Genomic DNA, 21,265 nt, shown 5'->3' with positions numbered 1-21,265 from the left:
TTGTTTGCTTGCCTATTGGCGATGCTTCTTGTATCAGATCGTTTCATGAAGTTCCACTCAATCCCACCATTCGGGGTGGGAAAAGTGGTGGGGAAGGGCGAACATGGGAAAGCTGACGGCCAGGTCTGTGGCCACGATCACGAAGCCGGGGATGCATGGCGATGGTGCGGGACTCTATTTGTCTGTGTCGGCCTCGGGTTCAAAGTCCTGGATACTTCGAACCCGCGTGAAGGGAGATAAGGCGCGTCGCGAGATCGGCTTGGGTGGTGTCGCTACGCTTAGCCTGAGCGACGCCCGGAAAGAGGCGCAGCGCCTACGATCTGAAGCAAAGGCCGGACGCGATCCGAAAGCTTTGCGCGATGCTCGTTCCATGACATTTCGCGAAGCTGCGGAAGCCTACCACGGCACGATCAAGAAGACCTTTCGCAGCGAAAAACATGGTATAATTTGGATCAACTCGCTAGAAAATCACGTATTCCCCAAAATTGGCGAAATGGATCTGAACGCGGTCGAACGATCACAAATCTTGGAGGTTTTGGCGCCGATCTGGGTCGAAAAGCATGATACCGCTCGGCGGGTGAAGCAACGGATCGGAGCCGTTCTAGATTGGGCTATCGGCAACGGCCATTTCGCGAACGCCAACCCAGTCGATGGGGCGCTAATTAAGGCTCTTCCGAAAGTCAAAAGAAGAACCGAGCATCACGCCGCGTTGCCATGGCGCGAAGTCCCCCAATTTGTGAGAGAATTGCGCGCACGGCAAGCGATAGCTGCCCGGTGCCTAGAATTCGCCATCCTGACCGGTGTTCGATCAAATGAGGTAAGGGGCGCCAATTGGAATGAAATTGATTTTGGCGAAAAGACATGGTTGATCCCAGCTCTGCGCATGAAGACAGGCGAGGAGCATCGTGTTCCGCTTTCGGAAGAAGCGATCCAAGTCCTGCAGGGTGTGCAGGGATTGGATCTTGGCTTCATCTTTCCGTCTCCAAAGCGGCACAATGACGCCTCCGGCCGCCAACTGTCCGTGAACTGTTTCAGGCCGTTGTTCGATCGGATGGACAGAACCGGACTCACAGCGCACGGATTCCGTTCGACTTTCCGTGACTGGGCGGCCGAGTCCGCTCACGCTGACCGCCAAGTCGCCGAAGCCTGTCTTGCTCATGTCGTGCGCGGTGTTGAGGGTGCCTACCTGCGATCGGACTTCTTTGAACGCCGCCGTGCTCTGATGGATGCATGGGGCCGGCATGTAGCCGGTTCAGTGGGTACGGTCATCCAGATGGTGCGAGCGTGAAAGACGAATACTGCGAGATTTTCCGCCGACTTTTTCGACTGAGCGACCTCAAAAACCAAGACGACGCGATAGGCAGTTTTCGCGACTTGGCGAAATTGGCCGCCTGGGTTGAGCTCCAGAAGGAAGATCCAAGCCCAAGTCATGACGCACTTTTCAGCGACATGGCGGACAGCATAACTCTGTGGCAGTCGCTGCCATTTTATCTTGCAACTATCGACCGGACCTTTTTTCTTCGCGCCAGGCGGATGGCGGCTAACACATTGCTAAGAAATGGAAATTTACCGCCATACTACCGGAGAGTAATTGCCCTGCTTCTGGTGTTGGAGCCGCCCAAAAGCAAAAGGCCGAAAGCAACATTTGACGCCATTTTCGTTATGGGAGTTGTGGTGGCCGAAGAACTGTTCCCGCACCCTACAGAGGGAGTGGAGAGCAAGACAAACCCAGGATCCAGTGCGGCTATGCACTTCATGGCAGAGGTCAGGAAGTACAGTCCGCACAGCGAGCGGACAATTCACACGCAGCAAAAAATATGGAAACAACGGAAAGAAAAGCTGAAGGCCGTCGGCTTCAGTGAAGAGGAAGCATCGGACTTTCTTTCTCCTGCTTTTCCGACGAATGATCTGAACCGTTGAGAGACAGTTCTGGCACCTGATGAGAAATCAAGGATGACCAGATGACGAAAAAACCGATTTCGCCGGCCTTCATGAGCGTCCAGGATGTCGCCGCATACTTTAATTGTGGTGTTTCGACGGTGTGGCGGTGGTCTAAAGTTGGAGACCTGCCAAAACCGATCAAGATTGGCGGATCGACCCGCTGGCGCCGCGCCGACATTGAGGCGATCTATTCCAACGACGTTGCCTAACAAGAAACCCCGCCGGATTACCGACGGGGCTCAATTCTTGCGGGGCCAACGCGAGAATAGCACTGTCTATCCGGCCTGAAAAGAGCCAGGATTAATGTCAGAATATCAGCGCCTTGAGCGAGAAAAAACCTTCAACGTCGAAGCGATGATCGGCGATGATTTCGTGCCGTTCACGATAACTCAGAGCGAAGCGGACCTAATCGATCGGATCTGCCGAACCGGTTGGCACGGATGGACCGTCACTCCGGAGGAGCTTCAAACCGTCCGATCCCTGCAAGCCCGCGGCGCGCCCTTGTCAGCATCCAAGCCAGATTCTCGTGGGCGGGTCGTTGTCGTTCTGACAGCGCCAGTCGCGAGGGCTTGGGAGTGAGTATGGGCCCCGGAGGTCACCCGTAATGGCCAAGCATCGTTTCGAGCCCGAGATAGCCAAGAAAGTGGGTGTGAACGCGGCGGTGATCTACGAAAACTTCAAATTCTGGTGCTCCAAGAATGCGAAGCAAGGGAGAAACATTCGAGATGGCCGCGCGTGGTATTTCGCCAGCAGAACGGATCTTTGCGAGTTATTTCCATACTTCTCCGACAGCCAGGTGCGGACTGCTATCGAGAAATTGGTGGCATCCGAACTTGTGATGCGTGGCGAATACAATCGCGCGAACTACGACAAGACGAGTTGGTACTCGGTCCCTGAAAGCGCTGACTGGGTACGCGACGCCATTGGCGAAAAATCTCCAATGGATCGGTCAGAAATCGCCAATCGATTGGTCGAAAATCGCCGACCTATACCAGATGAAAACAACGATAATAACCATTCCCCCATACCCCCAGAGGGGGATGGTCTCTCAGCAGACTCAGAAGATCAGATTCAAGAGGAAACGTTGGTTCAGATCGAAGAGGGATTCCGGGAGTTCTGGGAAGCATATCCACGAAAGGTCGGTCCAGAACCGGCGAAGAGGAATTACAAGCGTGCGCTCAAGATCGCAGATGCAGCAACGATCTTGGCAGGCGCAAAGCGATACGCTGAGAAAGTCAGGCGAGATCGGACTGAAACAAGGTGGATTCCGCATCCGAAAACTTGGTTGGACGACAAAGGCTGGAAAGATTTCGACCAGGTCGAACGCGAGCCTGACCGTCCGATGACCTATGCCCAGAGGGTGCTGGCCGCCCAGGGAACGGGGAGGGTGGTCTGATGGCAGAGGGCTGGAAGGGCGGAAGTCGTTGGGCATCAGTGCATGGCCCCAATCCTACGATCGTTCCAAGCTTGGGCTGACCACAGGATCAGGAGAAAAGCTATGCCCTTCATCGACGATTACGAAATCTATGCGCCGCTTGGTCTTCCGGAAGGTCTGGACCTGACACCGCAGAACAAGGAAGTGACGATTTCCCAAGTGCTCGGTGCCGCGTTCCGGCTGGAGAATCCGGTGGTGTCGCTGCTGTCGAACAAGGCCTTCGAGGACGCCTCGAAACCCTTCGATCCTGACTATCGCCCTTGGGATGACATCCAGGGGACCGAATACGAACCTTACGCTGAACGGTTTACCGGGGCCCGTGATGCGATCGACGTTGCAACAATGAAATTGCAGCTCGATCGGGAGCTCGAAGATCGAAAGACCGTCGCGTCCGCCGGGACTATGGGGTTTCTTTCCGAAATGGCGGCGGGCCTTCTTTCGCCAACCTCCCTTCTGCCCGGCGGGGCCCTTGTGAAAGGCGCGAAGGGCGTTTCAATCGCTCGCACCGGGCTGTCGGTTGGAACCGCCGCCGCTTCGGCTGCCCTAATCGATGAGATGGGGCTTCAGGCCACGCAACAGGTCCGGCCCGTTGAGGAGAGCGCATTCGCGGTTGGTGGGTCGTTTGTCCTGGGCGGCGTGCTGGGGGTTGCGGCCGGCAAGATGGCGAACCGCGAATTCGCGAAAACAGCGGCCCAGATCGAGCGCGTACTGCCCGCTACTCATGACCTCGACCGCGGACTTCGGTCCCTGAGCGCCGCAGAAAGTGGCACGGATCTGAAGCTCCGGCGTGAAGGCGTTTTGCGTGCTGTCCAGTCGGTTCCAGGCATCGGACGGGCGTTACTCGGCTCCGATCCGCTTGTCCGGACGATGATGTCGGATTTTCGCACCGTCAGGGAGACGGTTTCCAGCCTCGCTGAGCCCGTCCTTGAGCTTGAGGCAGGGGAGGCAGGCAAAACGGCACTTCGTGGCTTTGTGCCTGTAGAAACCCGCGTAAAAGCCCGACGCCAGACCGAGCTCGCCGGAAGCCTGGCCAATCTGAGCCGGTTCTATGGTGAATATGACCGTGACGGGCCGGTCGGCATGATCGGAACCTTCACGGCCCCGGTCACTGGCAAATGGGGGCATCTGGTCGGCCGGGACCAGAAACTCAACATTGGTGAATTCTCCGAGGAAGTGGCCAAGGCGATGCGCCGCGGAGACAAGCACCCGATCCCGCAAGTTCAGAACGCTGCAGAGGCGATCCGGCGCGACCTGTTCGAGAAAGTGCGGCGGGATGCGGAGGAGTTGGGACTCTTCAAGACCTCGCTGACCGAAACGGACGCGGGCTCCTACCTGACGCGCATCTATCGCGTCGAGAAGATCAACGCTCACTTCGGCGATGGAACAGAAAATGACCTCGTGAAAACTTTGCTGGAGCACTTTGCTCGAAAGCACCCGGATCGTCCTTCGAACGAGCTCGAAACAGACGTGCGCGAGACAGTCGCCGCAATCAAGGGTCTGCGCCCTGGCGAGTCTGCATGGCAAGTGACGACTGCGAAACCGACCAGAGCACGCGTATTAGACGTTCCGGACGAATTGTTGGAGCCTTGGCTTGAGCCCGATATTCGGGTGGTGGCGAGCCGATACTTCGAAACAATGGTGCCAGACATCGAGATTATCCGGGCCTTCGGGGATCTGGACATGACCGAGGCTTTTCGCCGGATCGACGCCGAGGAAGCCGAACAACTCGCCAAAGCGACCTCCGACAAGAAGCGGCAGGCCATCGCGCGAGAAGCGAAGAGCGGCCGCCGTGATCTGAAGGCCATGAAAGATCGTATCCGCGGCGTCTACCGCTTGCCGGACAATCCTCGTGATGTGTGGGTTGTCGGAAGCCGTGTCGCTCGAACTTTGACCTATGCATCGTCCCTGGGCGGCTTCATGCTTTCCGCTCTGCCCGATCTGGGGACACTGGTGGGGCGCTCCGGCCTTGAGGCCGCCTTCGGGGCTCATTCGATAGTGACTGACCCTAAACGTTTCGGGATCGCGCTGAAGGACGCCGCTGACCTTGGCGCGGCCGCCGAATGGTATCTGAACACCCGAGCCATGGAGATCGCGAACCTCTCCGATCCATTCTCATCGATGACACGGACCGAGCGCATGGTTGGCGAGATCGGTCGCAGCTTCTCGATCGTGTCAGGTGTCATCCCCTGGAATGCCGGTTGGAAGACGGTAGGCGGCGCCTTCGTCTCGTCGCGCATGGCCAAAGCCGCTGAGGCAGTCGCCAACGGCAAGGCGACCAAGAGCCAGATCCGGCGCCTGGCCGCCAACGGCATCGAACCGTGGATGGCTGAGAGGATCGCCAAACAAGTTACCAAACACGGCGACCAAGATAAGAACCTCTGGCTACCGCGCGCGGGGCTCTGGGATGATCAGGAAGCCTTCACCGCGTTTCACCATGCAATGACCCGCGAATTCGACCTGATGGTGATCACCCCCGGCCAAGACAAACCGCTCACGTTCTCAAGCGAGGCGGGCAAGTTCTTTTTCCAGTTCAAGTCTTTTGCCTGGTCCGCTCATCACAGGATCGTTTTGGCAGGCCTTCAGGGTCCAGACGCGGACAAGCTGGCCTCGATCGTCACCATGCTGACCCTCGGCGTCCTGGTGTCAAACATTCAGGCAGATTTCCGCGGCCGGGAGCGAAAGAAGGGTGTGGCCCTATGGGAAGACGCGCTGGATCGATCCGGCATATCAGGCTGGCTTTTGGAACTTCACGCCCCGATCAACGCCGCAACTGGGGGCACCCTGTCACCCTCGGGCGAGGTCGTGTCCCGCTATGGCGCCAAATACGCGGCGGAAGGACTGCTGGGCCCGTCTGTCGGGATCACGATGGGGGTCTTCGAAGCTATCAACTCTGCGTCCCGTCAGGCGTCTGGCACCGGCAAGATGACCCGGCGAGACATTGACCGCCTCTCGCGTGCGGTCCCGGGCAATAACCTGTGGTGGCTCCTCGGCACCACGCACAAGATCGAAGAGGCGATGGCCGCAGAACTCGGCATCGACAAATGAAAACCGCCGCTTGGTCCTCGCAACCAAGCGGCGGCACATTTCACGTCAGCCGCATCAGGAGTGGCGGCTTAGTGAAAACCCTTGGTTCCTGCGCGTCTTTTCGTCCGTCAGACGCTTTCGGGTTCGGGCGCGGTCAACCTCGTTGCGGTGGCGCTCTTGCGCGGTGGCCTGATCGGCGAAACGCTCTTGCATCGCCGCCATCGCATCGGCCTGCCCTTTGCCGTATTCCTCGATAAGAAAATCGAACCGCAAAAAGGCATCCGTTTCGTTTTGGCCTTCGAGATAGGCGATATCCTGCCAGCCTCGCGCAATCGTGCCCGCGGCCGCCATGCCGCTGACCCGGTGCCACGACCCCAGGGTCGCTTCGGCCAGGGCCAAAAGGTCAGCCTCTTCAGGGTCTAGGTCATTCAGAGCTCTGTAGAGCATATCGCGAATGTGCTCCGCTCCCTGTTCGGGATCGGCCGCGTTCTCTTCAGCGCTTCGCAGGATATCGCCCGCAACATTGGTCGGAAGGTGCCGCCAAACCCGCAGGGCGGCGCGCGCAAGCTGCAGTTTGGCCTCGACGAGGGTCTCTTGGGTAAAATAGGTCACTTCGGTTCTCCTGATTGATGCGATCAGGCTCAATCAGGGGGCCGTCCCCCGCAATGCACCGTTTTTGACCGATCGAGAGGGTGAACTCATGCAAAACGGTATTTTCCTTCCCCTTCGGTTTCCCCATTTCAGGTGATCAATCCCCAAATTCGGCAGACTATGTAAGGTGCTGACAATGCGAGGAAAAACGAAACGGTTTGAGGCGATCCCTTCTCTTGGGCTCGGTCATGACGAAACGGCTGTGTCTATCGTTTCGGCCGTGAGTGGGAATTCGCCCAAATGGCGGCCACAAAAAGGCTTAAGTCACTGTCTTTTGGGGCTTAGCCTTCGCTCTTCCGGCGCAATATTTCGCGTGTCGCTTCCGGCAACTCGGTTGGCTCCAGGACAATTCCCAATCCCAGAGTTTCCGCCCAGATCCAAACCAAGTCCGGCCGGGGGATGCGGTGCATGGCTTCCAGCTTGCCCACATATCCGTCGGCCACCCCCATGGCGTTTGCGACGTCACCTTGATCTAGCCCGAGCTGACGGCGGCGGCGGCGGAACTCTCCTACCAGCGTTTCATATTGCGCCCAGACGTGCGGTGCGGCCCCGGCGATGTGCTCCAGATCGCAGGGGGAAGGGACAGGGCCCAGGTTATCCACTGGCAGGCGCTTGCGGCCAGGGCAGCCGGGACAGGAGCAGCTGAGCACCACCTCCCCGCCTGATGTGGTGTCAACAAGCCATCCGGCCTTTGTGGCGGCTTTGATCAAATCGCCGATGCTCATTTCGGTGGCGTCGTCTCGGTTCTGCGTCGTTCACTGATCAGGTTCTCGCACAGCCTGCAGGTATCCCGATAGCGAGAAGCGGCTTTTTCCCGCCACTGCAAATAGCCTGCGCCTGCTCCAGCTGCTGTGACGATCAATCCCGGCAGGCCCGGTTCCTTGATTCCTGACAGCGCCGCAAAGAACACTACCGGGCAGAAGGCAATAGCTGCGCCAATCATCGCATAATGGAAGACCTCCGGCTCTGGACCGCGCTCTTGTCTCAAATGTTCATGCGCCTCCATCCACTCTTTGGTGCGCTCCAAATCTTCCCGTCTCGTCATTCCGACACCTCCGATACAGAGACTCTATTTTGAATGAGCAAAATCCTCCCCCAAAAAAATAGAACCCTTTCGGTCAAGCGAGAGAGGCGGTGCATGGACCCCTACAGACGCGGCCGGTTTTTTGGGGGCGGGGGTGTTCGGTTCGCCCAGGTCGAGGGGGTGGGGGTGTCGCCGCTTCCCGCGGGCCGCGACAGGTGAAGAGCGCCAGAAAATATCCGGCGCCCTTTGTGATGCGTCAGGACACCGATTTTAAAGCGTGATCCTCTTGCCTGCTGATCGTCTCGGACAGTGCGTCCAGCTTCTCGCAGAGCATACGGCATGAGGTTAGGGCCGCGTCATAGCTGTTCAGGTCGATCGTATCGCCAGCGTTGAACCCGTCGACCAAGAGCTCCACGGCCCCTGCCAGTCCCCTGCATTGGAGCGCCTGATCATAGGCATCAGAAAGTGTGGCTGGGCGCTGAGCCCGTGCATTTGAAGAGCTCACGCGTTCAGCCTCCCTTTGGAACCGTCGTGAAGGATCCGATCAACCCCAGATGTGAGCAGGGCTTTTCGGTCATCCGGATCCTCGGGCAGGCTTCGAATGAGCGCGAATATCGCGCCTCGTTCGGCATCGGTAAGTTCCGCCAGGACGGCGATCAGGCTGGCGGTGCTGGAAGGGCGCTCGCCCGCATTGTTTTGGGTGAGGGAGCGCGCGCGCCGGTTCCCTATCGAATTTGTCGCAATCATTTCTCAAGTCCTTTTTCGGTTGTCGGCCAAGGGAATTGAGACAAATGCACGTGGTGGGAAAAGTGGTGGGTACATACCCGGGCTGTGCCGGTTTCCGCTTTTCTGTCAGTGCTTTAAGGATTTGCCGTGGCAGCCCGTAGGGGAATCGAACCCCTCTTTCCAGGTTGAAAACCTGGCGTCCTAACCGATAGACGAACGGGCCGCGCTTGGCGTGAGGCGGCTTCTAAGCAAAGCGCCGATCCTCTGCAAGGGGTATTTTCGACCTTTCCGACAGAATTTGCAGCCAGCACTCCGCGGGCTGGTTTGGACCCGGGCGTACAGGCGCGCGCCGCTCAGCGCGCGTCGGCCCTGGCGGCGTCTTCCAGCCGCATCTGCACGCTTTGACGCCCGCCCCAGGTGTTGATCTCCAGCCGTCCGGCAAGGTGGAACCGCGCCCCCGACCGGTCCGACAGGGCAGGGCCAAGCGGACCGTCGAAGGCCCCGAAGGAGATCGCATCCAGCGACGCGCCCAAGCCATCGCCGAAGCGTAGCTTCAGATGGCTCTCGCCCACGCGTTTGGCAAAGCTCACCGCCACATCGGGAAAGACGAAGCGCGGGGCAGGGGCGCCGGCGCCGAAGGGCCCCGCCGCCTCGATCCGCTGCACCATGTCGACGCTGGCTGCGCCGGGCATCAACAGCCCGTCCAGCCGCAGGTCCGCCGCGCCGCCAAGGCCCGCGCCCTGCTTGGCCAGCAGCTCCGTCAGCCGCGCCATCGCCGCTTCCAACTGGTCCCGCTCCACGGTCAGCCCCGCTGCCATCTTGTGCCCGCCACCCTTGATCAGCAGCCCCTCCGCCGCCAGGCGCTGGATCGAGGCGCCAAGGTCCACACCGGCGATCGACCGGCCCGATCCCTTGCCCTCGTCGCCCTCCAGCCCGATCACCACGGCCGGGCGGTTGGTCGCCTCCTTCAGGCGGGAAGCCACGATGCCGACCACCCCGGGGTGCCAGCCTTCGCCCGCCGCCCAGATTAGTGGCGCCTCCAGCCCGCGGTCTTCCGCCTGGGCCAGCGCGACGGCGGTGACCGAGGCCTCGATCTCGCGCCGCTCGGCGTTCAGATCGTTCAGCCGGTCTGCCATGGCCTGCGCCTCATGCGGGTCGATGCAACACAGAAGCCGCGCGCCCAGATCTGCCTTGCCGATCCGCCCGCCTGCATTGATCCTCGGCCCCAGAAGGTAGCCCAGATGATAGGCCGCGGGGGCCGTATCCATCCGCGCTATATCCGCCAGCGCTGCCAGGCCGGGCCGTGCCCGTCGTCCCATGACGACCAGCCCCTGCCGAACGAAGGCCCGGTTCACCCCGATCAGCGGCGCCACATCCGCCACCGTGGCCAAAGCCACGAGGTCCAGCATCGCCATCAGATCGGGCAACCCCTTGGCCCCGTCCTCCCGCGCCTGCCGGTTCGCCTCCACCAGCATCAGGAAGACCACGGCCGCCGCACAAAGATGCGCCAGCGCCCCGTCCTCGTCCTGCCGGTTCGGGTTCACGCAGGCGACGCAGTCGGGCAGGGTCTCTCCGCCCAGGTGGTGGTCCAAAATCACCACATCGCAGCCCGCCGCCGCCACCGGCTCATGGCTCAACGTGCCGCAGTCGACGCAGACGATCAGATCGTGTTTGGCGCCCAACTCCTGCATGGCGGGCACATTGGGACCATACCCCTCGTCGATCCGGTCGGGAATATAGAGCGTCGCCTCCCGTCCCATCTGCCGCAGCCAGTCGATCAGCAACGCGGCGGAGGTCCCGCCGTCCACATCGTAATCGGCAAAGATCGCGATGCGCTCGCGCCCCGTCACGGCCTTGAGGAACCGGGCCGCCGCCGCCTCCATGTCCCGCAGGGATCGGGGGTCGGGCAGCAGGTCGCGCAGCGAAGGCGCCAGGAAGGCCTCCGCCTCCGCCGCCTCCACGCCGCGCCGCGCCAGAACCTGGGCCAGCGCGCGCTCCAGCCCGGTCGCCTGGCTCAGCGCCTCCGCGGCCCGGTCGATCTCGACCGAGGGGCCGACCCATCTGCGCCCGGTGAGCGAGGAGGAGACGTTCAGAAAATCCATCAGGTGCGGCGTCCCCCCGGCTTCATCTTGCCATAAATACTCCCGCCGGAGGCCCCCGCAGTAGCCCAGTGGCGCGGCCTCAAACCTCTTCGATCCGGATCGCCACGGGCGAGCCGTCCACGACACCCGTCCGGTCCATCGCGCCAAGCGCCCGGTCCAGCGCATCGCGCGAGGTCCGGTGCGTCACGATCAGTACCGGCGCGCCGTCGCCCGAATGATCGTACTGCCGCATCCTGTAGATGGAGATCCCGGCCTCGCCCAGTACGGTGGCCACCTTGGCCAGCGCCCCGGGTTTGTCGTCGAGCATCATGCGCAGGTAATAGGCTGCGGGAGAGGTGGATTTCGCGCCCGTTGCGGGGGCCAGCGTCTCTGCCGGCTGTCCAAAGACCGGCAGCCGCACGCCGCGCGCGATGTCGCAGATATCGGCCATCACGGCCGAGGCCGTCGGCCCTTCGCCCGCACCGGGGCCACGCAACACGATCTGCTCGACCGCATCGCCCTCCAGCACCACCATGTTCGTCCCGCCTTCCAGCTGGCCAAGCGGTGATGCGGCGGGTACGAGGCAGGGCGACATCCGCTGTTCCAGCCCGCGCCCGGTCATCTGCGCCACGCCAAGCAGCTTGATCCGATAGCCCATGTCGGCGGCGGCGCGGATGTCCTCGATCGTCAGCCGCCCGATGCCTTCCAGCTCCATCGCGCCGAAATTCACTTGGGTGCCAAAGGCCGAGGCGGCCAGAATGGCCAGTTTGTGCCCGGCGTCGATCCCGCCGACGTCCAGTTCCGGGTCGGCCTCCAGATAGCCCAGCTGGTTGGCCTCCTCGAAGACCGTCTCATAGGGCAGACCGGCGCTTTCCATCCGGGTGAGGATATAGTTGCAGGTTCCGTTCATCACGCCCATCACACGTGTGATCTGATTGCCCGCCAGCCCTTCGACCAGCGATTTCACCACCGGGATGCCCCCGGCCACCGCGGCCTCGTAACGGATCACCTGTCCATGAGATTCGGCGAGGACGGCCAAGTCCTGCCCATGCACCGCCAGCATCGCCTTGTTGGCGGTCACCACATCCTTGCCGGCCTTCAGCGCGGCCTCGGTCGCGGCCTTGGCCGGGCCGTCCGATCCGCCCATCAATTCGACAAAGACATCGACATCCTCACGGGTAGCCAGGGCGACGGGATCGTCTTCCCAGTCATAGCCCTTGAGCGACACGCCGCGATCCTTGTCGCGGGTGCGGGCCGAGACGGCGCTGATGGTGATCTCCTGACCTGTCCGCGCGCGCAGCATCGCGGCCTCGCGCCGGATGATCTTGACCACACCTACGCCGACCGTGCCCAGTCCTGCGATCCCAAGCCGCACTGTCTTGCTCATGCTCGTCTCCGCCATGCTGCCTTTCAGGCGCTCTAGCGGTTTCGCAGGGGGCGCGCAACGCGGCAATCGCCTGCGGCTGGCGGGATCAGTACTGCCGCAGCCGCGCCGCCCGCGCCTTCAGCGCCGCCCGCCGTGCTTCCAGTCGGGCGGGGTCGTCGTCTTCGATCCGGGGATCTTCGGTCTGCGCCAGCAATCCGTCGATCGGCACCAGCGCGGGATAGGGGCCGCTGACCTCACTCTGCGGGATGGCACGGTCGAGGTCGGGAAACTCGGCACAGCCTGACACAGCCCAGAGAATGGCCAACGCTGCACTGGTCCTGATGAACATCTGCCCTCCGGCCCCTCGCCGTTTCGATCGGCTGCGACCCTGCCGCATCGCGCGTGCCGGGGCAAGCGGCCTTGATCTGAACGGATGTTCAGTTACAACGGGGCCATGGCTCGTACCGCAGGCTCCCATTCCGCGTTGACCGCACCGCGCATCCGCGAGGTGGCCCAGTCGCTGTTCGCGCGGCACGGCTTTGCCGCCGTCTCCATGCGCCAGATCGCGGCGGAGGTGGGCGTGCAGGTCGGGGCGCTCTACAATTACACCGCCGACAAGCAGAGCCTGCTGTTCGATCTGATGACGGCGCACCTGGAAGAACTGCTGGCCGCTCTGGACGCCGAACCGATGCCCGACGATCCGCTTGCCGCGCTAGAGGCCTTCACCCGCTTCCACATCCGGTTTCATGCCGAACGGCCCGACGCGGTCTTCATCGCCTATATGGAACTGCGCAACCTCACGCCGGAGAATTTCGCCGCCGTCGAGGCGCTGCGTCACCGTTACGAGGACCGGCTCTCTGCCATCCTGGCGGCGGGGCAGGGGAGCGGCGCCTTCCGCGTCGAGGACCCGCGCATCGCCACCATGGCGATCATCGCGATGTTGACAGGTGTCAACACCTGGTTCCGTCAGACCGGACGGCTGAGCCTTGGGGATGTCGAGGCGATCTATTGGGACATGACCCGCCGGATGGTCGCGGCGCAGGGTTGAAGTTAGTCCACCCGTTCCCTGACGCTTCCCCGGGAGGGAGGGGACTGTCGCGCTGAAATTCCGTAACACCAACCGCCTCACAGCGCCCCGCGACTCCCTCTCCCCCGCCGGGGGAGAGGGTTGGGGTGAGGGGTCCTCAATGCGCCGGACGAATGAACGTCCCGTTGCGCAGCTCGGAGAACGCCTGCTGCAACTCTTCCGCCGTGTTCATCACGATCGGTCCGTGCCAGGCCACCGGCTCCTGGATCGGCGCGCCGGAAATGAGCAGGAAGCGCACCCCTTCTTCGCCCGCCTGCACCGTGATCTCGTCCCCGGTGCCGAAACGGATCAGCGTGCGGTTGCCGGACATGTCGCGGATGTTGACCTCCTGCCCGCGCACTTCCTTCTCCAGCAGCACGCCCGTCGGGTCGGAGGCATCGGCAAAGGCGGCCGACCCTTCGAAGACATAGGCAAAGGCGCGGCGGTAGGTGTCCACCGGCAGGGTCTTCTTCACCCCGGGCGGCACATAGATGTCCAGGTACTGCGGGTCCGCCGCGATCCCGTCTACCGGGCCGCGTTTGCCCCAGAATTCGCCCACCACAACGCGCACGGTGGTGCCGTCGTCGTCGATGACCTCCGGGATCTCCTTGGACTCCACGTCCTGATAACGCGGCGTGGTCATCTTCAGATCCCTTGGCAGGTTGGCCCAGAGCTGAAACCCATGCATCTGCCCGCTGGCATTTCCCGCAGGCATTTCCTGATGCAGGATGCCCGACCCGGCGGTCATCCACTGGACATCCCCCGCGCCAAGACGGCCTGCATTGCCCAGGCTGTCGGCATGTTCGACCGTGCCGGACAGCACATATGTGATCGTCTCGATCCCGCGGTGCGGGTGCCAGGGGAAGCCGGCCTTGTAATCCCGCGGCTGTTCGTTGCGAAAATCGTCGAACAGCAAAAACGGGTCCAGTTCGCTCGGGTCCTGGAAGCCGAAGGCGCGGTGCAGTTTTACCCCGGCCCCTTCCAGCGTCGGCTGGGCAAGGCGGGTTTCTAGGGTTGGACGGATGGACATGGGCCTTTCCTTTCCTGAACGGCTCCTGTTCGGAGGTTGCACAATAGGTAGGGTAGCCTCCACGCGCCGCCAAGATGGCGCAGCGTTCGCCCCGGCACGGGTGCTGTGCAAGGTCACACAGTCAGTCATTGCAGGCTTGCAAAGTCACCGCCGCTCGCATAGCGGAACGCCATGACATCGCAACAGATCCCCCCCGATACTGAGGCCGACCTGCAGGCCCTCCCTCAGGCCGGTGAAACCCTGGCCACCCTGTCGGTGTCCCCGGGTCGTCGCGTGTTCGGCATCGGGGTGCTGGTCGGTCTGACCCTGTTGATGCTGCGCATGGCGCTGGCCGGGGCGGTCAGCTCCTGGCTGGACCTGCTGGTGCTGGTCATGGGCGGCGCCGCGGCCTTCGGGGCCTGGCGCATGTATCGCGCAACACGGCTCAGCGTGGTCCTGCGGCGGGACGGGCTCTTCGACAGCGAGGGCACTTGCCTGGCAGCGATGAGCACGATCCGCTCGGTCGATCGCGGCACCTTCGCCTTCAAACCCTCCAACGGCTTCCTTCTGCGCCTGTCTGAAGGCGGGTCGCGGCTCTGGCAGCCGGGGCTTTACTGGCGCTTCGGGCGGCGCATCGGCATCGGCGGCATCACCCGTGCGGCGGAAGCCAAGCAGATGGCGGATGTCCTGTCGGTGATGCTCGCGGAACGCGAGGCGGAACGGAACGCCGGTTAGGTCGGCGAACCGTCATCCCATTTCAGCTGATCGGCAAAGCGCGGATTGATGAAGACCAGCGACTTCAATTCGAAATCTTCCATGCCGATTTTGAACGGAATGACATAGTCGTTCCAGGTCTCGACCAGAACGAATTCGTCCCCCGAGGCCACCACCGGCAGCTGCGTGCGCATCTGGTTGACCGTATTGTCGGTCAGCACCGGATCGGCCCCGACGCCACGGTTCTCCGACCAGCGCACCTCGTATTTGTCGGTGTCCCCATCGTAGCTCAGCACCGACACGCGCATCGCCGGGCTGTTGGACCGTGTCAGCGCCTGGAACAGGGCGAAGGTGCTGTCGACATAGGTGTCGTCGATCTTGTTGGTTTCGCGCGAATAGGCGTCGGCCACGGTAAAGGCGGCCTTCTGGTTCACACTTTTCATCCGCAGCATGTCGAAGAAGCTGAACATCGCCACGTAGGTCCAGATGACCAGCGGCAGCAGGATTATCGCTTCGACGGCGACAAGGCCGCGGGTGTCGCGTGCGAAATCGGTCAGCGCGGTTGTCATGCGGGCCCGGATCAGGGCGAGGGGAGAGGGGCGATGCTGGGTCATGGCGTCACGCGGGCTCGTTCACGAAAGCGGTGATGGAAAACAGCGACATGTCGCCATTGCCATCCTTGGCAACCTGTTCCCCCAGGCCGTAGGTCGGGAAGACCGGGGCGATCTTGATGCAGGCCCGAAGGACCATCAGCTGGTTCGCTCCGCCGGAAATGAAAGTCCGGACCGGGTTCATCTCTTCGGATTTGTCGACGCAGTCTGCTGACTCGGGCAGGGTCGTGTAGTTGCGCAGGTCCACCGGCATCATCTCCAGTCGCAGGCTGTTGCTGCAATCGGGCAGAAAGCCGGCGTAGGTGCAGATGTCGTCCTTGACGCTGGCATGGGTCGGATCGTCGATGAAACCCAGGCGTAGGTCTCGCACGGCCATGTCCAGCCCGCGCTCCAGCATGGTCTGCCGGAAGGTCATCAGCCCCATTTCGACGGAGGAGAGCAGGAACATCAGGAAGACCGGAAGCATGATCGCGAAGTCGGCCACAACCGCGCCGGTCTCGTCGCCGAGCCAGGACTTCAGGAAACGTTTCGGAGAGTGCAGTTTGACCATCACAGTGTCAGCCTCAGCTGCTTCAATTGGCGGGCGATGGAGGAGAAGGCGTCGGAGATCTGAATGCCCTCGACCCGGTAGAAGTGGGACGGAGAGGAGGCGCAGTCCTCCAGTTCCTCGGCGGAGTCGTCGTTCACCTCGAACCCGATGGTGTAGATCAGGATGCCCGCGTTCTTGGCCGCGGTGCAGATGTTCTGCATCAGCGTGTCGGCGAGCGCGGGGGAATAGTATGTCGTGAAGAGGCTTGCCTCGAGGCTGCTTTCCACGTCGTCCTCGAAATCGTCTATCGCCATCCGCGCCCAATGCGCACGCATGTCCGGCGTATCGTAGGCGAATTCCTTGATCCGCTTGGTTTCCGTGTTCTCACCGTCTGTCATGACGACCATGACCTTCATCGTGTTCGACGAGAAGGAGGCCGGGCGCCCGCGGAAGGCCTCGTCCACGATGCCGTCGTCGACCAGTTCTTCGACCAGCGGGGCGAAGGTCTCGTCCAGCAGGGCCGCACCCCATTTCAGACCGATATGGATCGAGGTTCGTTCACGACCTGTCATCTTGCCGATCTGGGTCTTCAGGGCGGATCTGTTCTGGCTCAGCGGTGTGATCGTCTCGTAATCCTGCGTCGGGCAGGGGATATTGTTGAAATACTCGTCCGTATGGCTGAAGTGCTGCCCCTGGATGTAGAAATCATCCGGATCGAGCGCTGTGGTCGAGAAATCGAGCGGCGTGAACTGGACGCAGTAGGAATAGCTGTGCAACTGACGCACGTTCATTCGGTTGAAGATCTCCCAGCCCGCGTTCACATCGCCCGTATAAGGAACGAGGCTGAGGGACACGCGGTCGGTGGTTCCATCCGGCAGAACGGTGTCGACGAATTCCTTCGCCGCCGAGTGCAGGCGCGTCATCCGGTTGTTGTTGTCCATCGAACCGGAGATATCCAGCACCAGCGAGACCTCGGAATTGCCCATGGCCTGTTCCGCCCGTCCCGCCACGGGGATCGAGAAACTGTCGTTGCCGACCTGACCCAGGAACGGCGTTCGCACATTGGCCGTCAGACGCACCTCGACCGAAGTCGCAAGGCTGGAATCGCCGACGGTGATGTCGTCCCGCCCGATATAGGAGGTCAGATTGGCCTTGGCGAAGTAGTCCATGACCACGTCTTTGGGGTCGAGTTCGTTGTCGTGGTGCGCGGCGGCAAGGGTCGAGGTGTCGATCACCTGCTGGATCCGCGTCCGCTCCATCTCGGTCCGCATCACCTCCACGCCAAAACCTGCGACCATCATCATGATCAGCAGGATGCTCACCACGAGGGCCAGCATGACGCCGTCTTCGGCCTGGGCAAAATGGCGGATATGATTGCGGACCCGCAGGCGCGCGGTCGCGGTCATTTGGGTAATCTTGCTCATGTGAACCATGCCAGAATCTCTATGTCCCATGCCCCTCGTGACCATTGCGCCCCGGCAAAGGCCTCCCTTTCCGGAAAAGTGTTAACGGCGAATTCAGGCCGAATTTGGGCCATATTGCGGTAGGGGATGGGAATACGCCTGCATTGAAGACGGTTCTGGCCCTGGCCGTTTGATTGTCCGCATTAATGATTTTGCAGCCAACGGGGGATCATCCTCGACAGGGCCGATCAATCGCGGGAAGGTGGACCCAGTTCCGCGCAATGACGTCAAGGAGGAGCCGTCACATGACCACCACACCCCAGACCGAACCGAGTTTCCGCCAGAGCGTCGACCTGATGTACAACCACGCGGTGTCCCTGATGGGCCTGCCGCCGGGGCTGGAAGAGAAGATCCGGGTCTGCAACGCCACCTATACCGTGCGCTTCGGCGTCCGCCTGCGCGGCCAGCTTCAGACCTTCACCGGATACCGGTCTGTTCATTCGGAACACATGGAGCCGGTCAAGGGCGGGATCCGCTACGCCACCTCCGTCAATCAGGACGAGGTCGAGGCGCTCGCTGCCCTGATGACCTACAAATGCGCGCTGGTGGAGGCCCCGTTCGGCGGATCCAAGGGCGGGCTCTGCATCGACCCGCGCGATTGGGAAGAGCACGAGTTGGAACAGATCACCCGACGCTTCGCTTACGAGCTGATCAAGCGCGACATGATCAACCCCGCCCAGAACGTGCCCGCCCCCGACATGGGCACGGGCGAGCGTGAAATGGCCTGGATCGCCGACCAGTACAAACGGATGAACACGACCGACATCAACGGCAACGCCTGTGTCACCGGCAAGCCCGCCAATGCCGGCGGGATCAAGGGCCGGACCGAGGCGACGGGCCGCGGCGTCCAGTATGCCCTGCGCGAGTTCTTCCGCGACCCGCGCGACGTGGCCATGGCCAAGATGGAGGGCACGCTGGAGGGCAAGGTCGTCATCGTGCAGGGGTTGGGCAACGTGGGCTACCATGCGGCCAAGTTCCTGCAATCCGAGGACGGCTGCATCGTCAAGGCAATCATCGAACACGACGGCGCGCTGCTGCATCACAAGGGCCTCGATATCGACCACGTCCGTGACTGGATCGCCCGCCACGGCGGCGTCACCGGGTACCCGGACGCCCGCCATTTCGAAGATGGTGCAATGCTGCTGGAGGAGGAATGCGATATTCTCATCCCCGCTGCGCTCGAGGGGGTGATCAACCTCTCCAACGCCGCCAACGTTCAGGCAAAGCTGATCATCGAGGCCGCGAACGGGCCGGTGACCGCCGGGGCGGACCAGATCCTGAAGGAAAAGGGCGTCGTGATCATTCCGGACCTCTACGCCAATGCGGGCGGGGTCACGGTCTCCTATTTCGAATGGGTCAAGAACCTGTCTCACATCCGCTTCGGCCGCATGCAGAGGCGGCAGGAGGAATCACGCCACGACCTGATCGTGAAGGAGTTGGAGCGGCTCGACCGCTACCTCGGCAATGCATGGTCGCTCACCCCCGATTTCAAGGCGAAGTATCTGCGCGGCGCAGATGAGCTGGAACTGGTCCGTTCCGGCCTCGACGACACCATGCGCGAGGCGTTTCAATCCATGCGCGCGGTGCTGCACGGGCGTGAAGACGTCCACGACTACCGGACGGCCGCCTATATTGTCGCAATTGACCGGGTCGCGGCAAGCTACCGCGCCAAGGGGCTATAACCCCCGCGCGGACTGTCAGCAGGCCAGGGCCCGGGCGGGCGCCGGCGACAGGGTGTCGCAAAACGCGGCCACGGCCGGGTCGGCCCGGCCGTCGGCCAGCATTGCCTCGGACACATGCAGCTCCGCCACCGGCACCTTGCCGGTCAGACCGGCCAATTCGAGAAAGACATCATCCGGCCTGCGCGGATCGCCGGATGTCACGAAGAAGGCCACCCGAGGCGGCAGGGCCGGGCCACGCTCCAGCCAACTGCGCACGGGCGTCGCGACTCGTCCCACCCAGACCGGCGTGCCGATGATCAGCAGGTCGCTCTCCTGCCAGGCCACATCCGGAACGGTGATCCGGGCGCTGCGATGGAAGAGGGCCGACGAGGCGAGCCTGAGTATCGACCAGAGCCCGGGCTTGCGCGGACCCGGCGCCTGGATCTCAAGCAGTTCCGCACCCAGGCGTTTGGCAACCTGCGTGGCAATGCCCCGGGTATTCCCGGTCAGCGAATAGCACAGTAGTCGGGTGGACATCTCATCCCCTTCCGGATCGGTTCCGATGACATCACTCTGCCATGTCCCGCCGGGGCGCACTTTGAGCTTGGTCAAAAAAGCGGCAGGTCGCGATCTGACCGTCCGGTGTCGTCACCCGGCGTTGCATTCCCCGGCGGCGCCTGCTTACCTCCGATCCAGGAGGGCCAGATGCGCTTCAATGCACTACGTATCCTGTCCGAGGGGCTGACCGGCAACAAAGGCTGGGGGCCGCATTGGCGCGATCCCGAACCGAAACCGGCCTATGACATCGTCATCATCGGCGGCGGCGGGCATGGGTTGGCAACCGCCTTCTACCTGGCGCAGCAGCACGGGATCACCAATGTCGCGGTGCTGGAGAAAGGCTACCTCGGCGGCGGCAACGTCGGCCGCAACACCACCATTGTGCGGGCCAATTACTTTCTGCCGGGTAATTCGGAGTTCTATTCCCATTCGCTCAAGCTGTGGGAGCGAATGGAGCAGGACCTCAACTACAACGTGATGCATTCGCAGCGCGGGCTGATCAATCTCTTCCACTCCGACGGCCAGCGCGACGCCGCCGTCCGGCGTGGCAACGCGATGATCAACCAGGGGGACGACGCGATCCTCCTGGGGCGGGAGGAGCTGCGCAAGATGCTGCCCTATCTCGACCACGAGAACGGGCGGTTTCCGATCCACGGCGGCCTCTACCACCCGCGCGGCGGCACCGCCCGGCACGACGCGGTCGCCTGGGGGTTCGCCCGGGGTGCGTCGGACAGGGGTGTCGATCTGATCCAGAACTGCGAGGTTACGGGGATCGACACGGAGGGCGGCAAGGTCACCGGCGTCCAGACCACACGCGGCGCAATCCGGGCGCGCAAAGTCGCCATCGTCACGGCGGGCCGCTCCGGCCAGGTGGCCGCGCTCGCGGGCCTGCGTCTGCCGATCGAGAGCCACATCCTGCAGGCCTTCGTGACCGAGGGGCTGAAGCCCGTGATCGACAATGTCGTCACCTTCGGAATGGGCCACTTCTACATCAGCCAGTCCGACAAGGGTGGCCTGGTCTTTGGCGGCGATCTGGATTTCTACCCGAGTTACGCGCAGCGCGGGAACCTGCCGACGGTCGAACATGTGATGGAGGCCGGCATGACGCTGATGCCGATGATCGCCCGCGCCAAGGTGCTGCGAAGTTGGGGCGGGATCATGGATATGACGCCCGATGGCTCGCCCATCATCGACAAGGCCCCGATCGATGGTCTCTACCTCGATTGCGGCTGGTGCTACGGCGGGTTCAAGGCGGTTCCGGGATCGGGCTTCGCCCTGGCGCATTTGCTGGCGACGGACCGGTATCATGAAAGCGCCACGGGCTTCCGGCTGGACCGGTTCACGACCGGGCGCGGGATCATGGACGAGGAAGGCAAGGGGGCGCAGCACAACCTGCATTAGCGGGT

The 21,265-nt window shown here is 62.2% G+C and carries 21 protein-coding genes and 1 tRNA gene; 10 read left to right on the top strand and 12 right to left on the bottom strand.

Features of this window, described 5'->3' with window-relative positions:
- Positions 1 to 103 precede the first annotated feature (103 nt).
- From ACFC2Y_RS02025 to ACFC2Y_RS02005, 5 genes are all read left to right on the top strand, one after another.
- On the top strand, positions 104 to 1,288 hold the full coding sequence (locus ACFC2Y_RS02025; RefSeq protein ID WP_375173387.1) for a tyrosine-type recombinase/integrase: 1,185 nt from the start codon (positions 104 to 106) through the stop codon (positions 1,286 to 1,288).
- Positions 1,285 to 1,920, top strand: coding sequence for a hypothetical protein (locus tag ACFC2Y_RS02020; protein ID WP_375173386.1), 636 nt, complete (start codon positions 1,285 to 1,287; stop codon positions 1,918 to 1,920). Before ACFC2Y_RS02025 ends, ACFC2Y_RS02020 begins: the two co-directional genes overlap by 4 nt.
- A 41-nt stretch (positions 1,921 to 1,961) precedes the next feature.
- Positions 1,962 to 2,150, top strand: a complete 189-nt coding sequence (locus ACFC2Y_RS02015; RefSeq protein ID WP_375173385.1) for a helix-turn-helix transcriptional regulator — start codon at positions 1,962 to 1,964, stop codon at positions 2,148 to 2,150.
- A 395-nt stretch (positions 2,151 to 2,545) separates the two neighbouring features.
- A complete protein-coding gene (locus tag ACFC2Y_RS02010; RefSeq protein WP_375173384.1) occupies positions 2,546 to 3,337 on the top strand; it encodes a hypothetical protein in 792 nt (263 codons plus the stop codon).
- Positions 3,338 to 3,439: 102 nt separating this feature from the next.
- Positions 3,440 to 6,421, top strand: coding sequence for a hypothetical protein (locus ACFC2Y_RS02005; RefSeq protein WP_375173383.1), 2,982 nt, complete (start codon positions 3,440 to 3,442; stop codon positions 6,419 to 6,421).
- A 54-nt stretch (positions 6,422 to 6,475) separates the two neighbouring features.
- Here the strand turns inward: ACFC2Y_RS02005 and ACFC2Y_RS02000 are convergent, their stop codons facing one another.
- The 3 genes from ACFC2Y_RS02000 to ACFC2Y_RS01990 all read right to left on the bottom strand — a co-directional run bounded on the left by ACFC2Y_RS02000 (position 6,476) and on the right by ACFC2Y_RS01990 (position 8,096).
- Positions 6,476 to 7,012 carry a hypothetical protein gene (locus ACFC2Y_RS02000; protein ID WP_375173382.1) on the bottom strand — a complete coding sequence of 179 codons (537 nt, stop codon included), beginning with the start codon at positions 7,010 to 7,012 and terminating at the stop codon, positions 6,476 to 6,478.
- A 320-nt stretch (positions 7,013 to 7,332) separates the two neighbouring features.
- Positions 7,333 to 7,776, bottom strand: coding sequence for a helix-turn-helix domain-containing protein (locus ACFC2Y_RS01995; protein ID WP_375173381.1), 444 nt, complete (start codon positions 7,774 to 7,776; stop codon positions 7,333 to 7,335).
- Entirely contained in the window at positions 7,773 to 8,096 is a 324-nt protein-coding gene (locus tag ACFC2Y_RS01990; RefSeq protein WP_375173380.1) for a hypothetical protein, read from the bottom strand. The genes ACFC2Y_RS01995 and ACFC2Y_RS01990 overlap by 4 nt, the downstream gene beginning before the upstream one ends.
- Positions 8,097 to 8,606: 510 nt before the next feature.
- Here ACFC2Y_RS01990 and ACFC2Y_RS01985 point away from each other — a divergent pair.
- Positions 8,607 to 8,861 (top strand): hypothetical protein, encoded by a 255-nt coding sequence (locus ACFC2Y_RS01985; protein ID WP_375173379.1) that lies wholly within the window; start codon positions 8,607 to 8,609, stop codon positions 8,859 to 8,861.
- 88 nt (positions 8,862 to 8,949) lie between these two features.
- On the opposite strand, the gene ACFC2Y_RS01980 is transcribed toward ACFC2Y_RS01985, so the two are convergent.
- From ACFC2Y_RS01980 to ACFC2Y_RS01965, 4 genes are all read right to left on the bottom strand, one after another.
- A tRNA-Glu gene (locus tag ACFC2Y_RS01980) sits at positions 8,950 to 9,024 on the bottom strand.
- 130 nt (positions 9,025 to 9,154) lie between these two features.
- On the bottom strand, positions 9,155 to 10,903 hold the full coding sequence (gene recJ, locus ACFC2Y_RS01975; protein ID WP_375173378.1) for a single-stranded-DNA-specific exonuclease RecJ: 1,749 nt from the start codon (positions 10,901 to 10,903) through the stop codon (positions 9,155 to 9,157).
- Positions 10,904 to 10,982: 79 nt separating this feature from the next.
- Positions 10,983 to 12,269: a homoserine dehydrogenase gene (locus ACFC2Y_RS01970; RefSeq protein ID WP_375173377.1), complete on the bottom strand. Its 1,287-nt coding sequence runs from the start codon at positions 12,267 to 12,269 to the stop codon at positions 10,983 to 10,985.
- Positions 12,270 to 12,354: 85 nt separating this feature from the next.
- On the bottom strand, positions 12,355 to 12,597 hold the full coding sequence (locus ACFC2Y_RS01965) for a hypothetical protein (RefSeq protein ID WP_375173376.1): 243 nt from the start codon (positions 12,595 to 12,597) through the stop codon (positions 12,355 to 12,357).
- Between the two features lie 105 nt (positions 12,598 to 12,702).
- Here ACFC2Y_RS01965 and ACFC2Y_RS01960 point away from each other — a divergent pair, with 105 nt between their 5' ends.
- The gene (locus tag ACFC2Y_RS01960; protein WP_375173375.1) at positions 12,703 to 13,296 is read left to right on the top strand and encodes a TetR/AcrR family transcriptional regulator; all 594 of its coding nucleotides are present in this window, start codon (positions 12,703 to 12,705) and stop codon (positions 13,294 to 13,296) included.
- A 136-nt stretch (positions 13,297 to 13,432) separates the two neighbouring features.
- On the opposite strand, the gene ACFC2Y_RS01955 is transcribed toward ACFC2Y_RS01960, so the two are convergent.
- Positions 13,433 to 14,344 carry a pirin family protein gene (locus tag ACFC2Y_RS01955; protein WP_375173374.1) on the bottom strand — a complete coding sequence of 304 codons (912 nt, stop codon included), beginning with the start codon at positions 14,342 to 14,344 and terminating at the stop codon, positions 13,433 to 13,435.
- 171 nt (positions 14,345 to 14,515) lie between these two features.
- Between ACFC2Y_RS01955 and ACFC2Y_RS01950 the strand changes: the two genes are divergently transcribed.
- Positions 14,516 to 15,058 (top strand): hypothetical protein, encoded by a 543-nt coding sequence (locus ACFC2Y_RS01950; RefSeq protein ID WP_375173373.1) that lies wholly within the window; start codon positions 14,516 to 14,518, stop codon positions 15,056 to 15,058.
- Here the strand turns inward: ACFC2Y_RS01950 and ACFC2Y_RS01945 are convergent.
- Genes ACFC2Y_RS01945 through ACFC2Y_RS01935 form a run of 3 tightly spaced genes read right to left on the bottom strand, consistent with a single transcriptional unit; the run spans position 15,055 to position 17,601 of the window.
- Positions 15,055 to 15,651 carry a TadE/TadG family type IV pilus assembly protein gene (locus ACFC2Y_RS01945; RefSeq protein ID WP_375173372.1) on the bottom strand — a complete coding sequence of 199 codons (597 nt, stop codon included), beginning with the start codon at positions 15,649 to 15,651 and terminating at the stop codon, positions 15,055 to 15,057. The genes ACFC2Y_RS01950 and ACFC2Y_RS01945 overlap by 4 nt on opposite strands.
- Positions 15,652 to 15,655: 4 nt before the next feature.
- Positions 15,656 to 16,198 carry a TadE/TadG family type IV pilus assembly protein gene (locus ACFC2Y_RS01940; RefSeq protein WP_375173371.1) on the bottom strand — a complete coding sequence of 181 codons (543 nt, stop codon included), beginning with the start codon at positions 16,196 to 16,198 and terminating at the stop codon, positions 15,656 to 15,658.
- Positions 16,198 to 17,601 carry a pilus assembly protein TadG-related protein gene (locus ACFC2Y_RS01935; RefSeq protein WP_375186392.1) on the bottom strand — a complete coding sequence of 468 codons (1,404 nt, stop codon included), beginning with the start codon at positions 17,599 to 17,601 and terminating at the stop codon, positions 16,198 to 16,200. Before ACFC2Y_RS01935 ends, ACFC2Y_RS01940 begins: the two co-directional genes overlap by 1 nt.
- A 284-nt stretch (positions 17,602 to 17,885) precedes the next feature.
- Here ACFC2Y_RS01935 and ACFC2Y_RS01930 point away from each other — a divergent pair, with 284 nt between their 5' ends.
- The gene (locus tag ACFC2Y_RS01930; RefSeq protein WP_375173369.1) at positions 17,886 to 19,322 is read left to right on the top strand and encodes a Glu/Leu/Phe/Val dehydrogenase; all 1,437 of its coding nucleotides are present in this window, start codon (positions 17,886 to 17,888) and stop codon (positions 19,320 to 19,322) included.
- A 15-nt stretch (positions 19,323 to 19,337) separates the two neighbouring features.
- Here ACFC2Y_RS01930 and ACFC2Y_RS01925 read toward each other — a convergent pair whose 3' ends face one another.
- Complete coding sequence (locus tag ACFC2Y_RS01925; protein ID WP_375173368.1) at positions 19,338 to 19,838, bottom strand: flavodoxin family protein; 501 nt, start codon at positions 19,836 to 19,838, stop codon at positions 19,338 to 19,340.
- 168 nt (positions 19,839 to 20,006) lie between these two features.
- Between ACFC2Y_RS01925 and ACFC2Y_RS01920 the strand changes: the two genes are divergently transcribed.
- A complete protein-coding gene (locus ACFC2Y_RS01920) occupies positions 20,007 to 21,260 on the top strand; it encodes a sarcosine oxidase subunit beta family protein (protein WP_375173367.1) in 1,254 nt (417 codons plus the stop codon).
- The last annotated feature ends 5 nt before the right edge of the window (positions 21,261 to 21,265 follow it).

This window comes from Pseudooceanicola sp. (assembly GCF_041987405.1).
Taxonomy (GTDB): domain Bacteria; phylum Pseudomonadota; class Alphaproteobacteria; order Rhodobacterales; family Rhodobacteraceae; genus Pseudooceanicola.
Note: the sequence above shows the minus strand (reverse complement) of the source record. Positions and strands in the feature narration are given on the sequence as shown.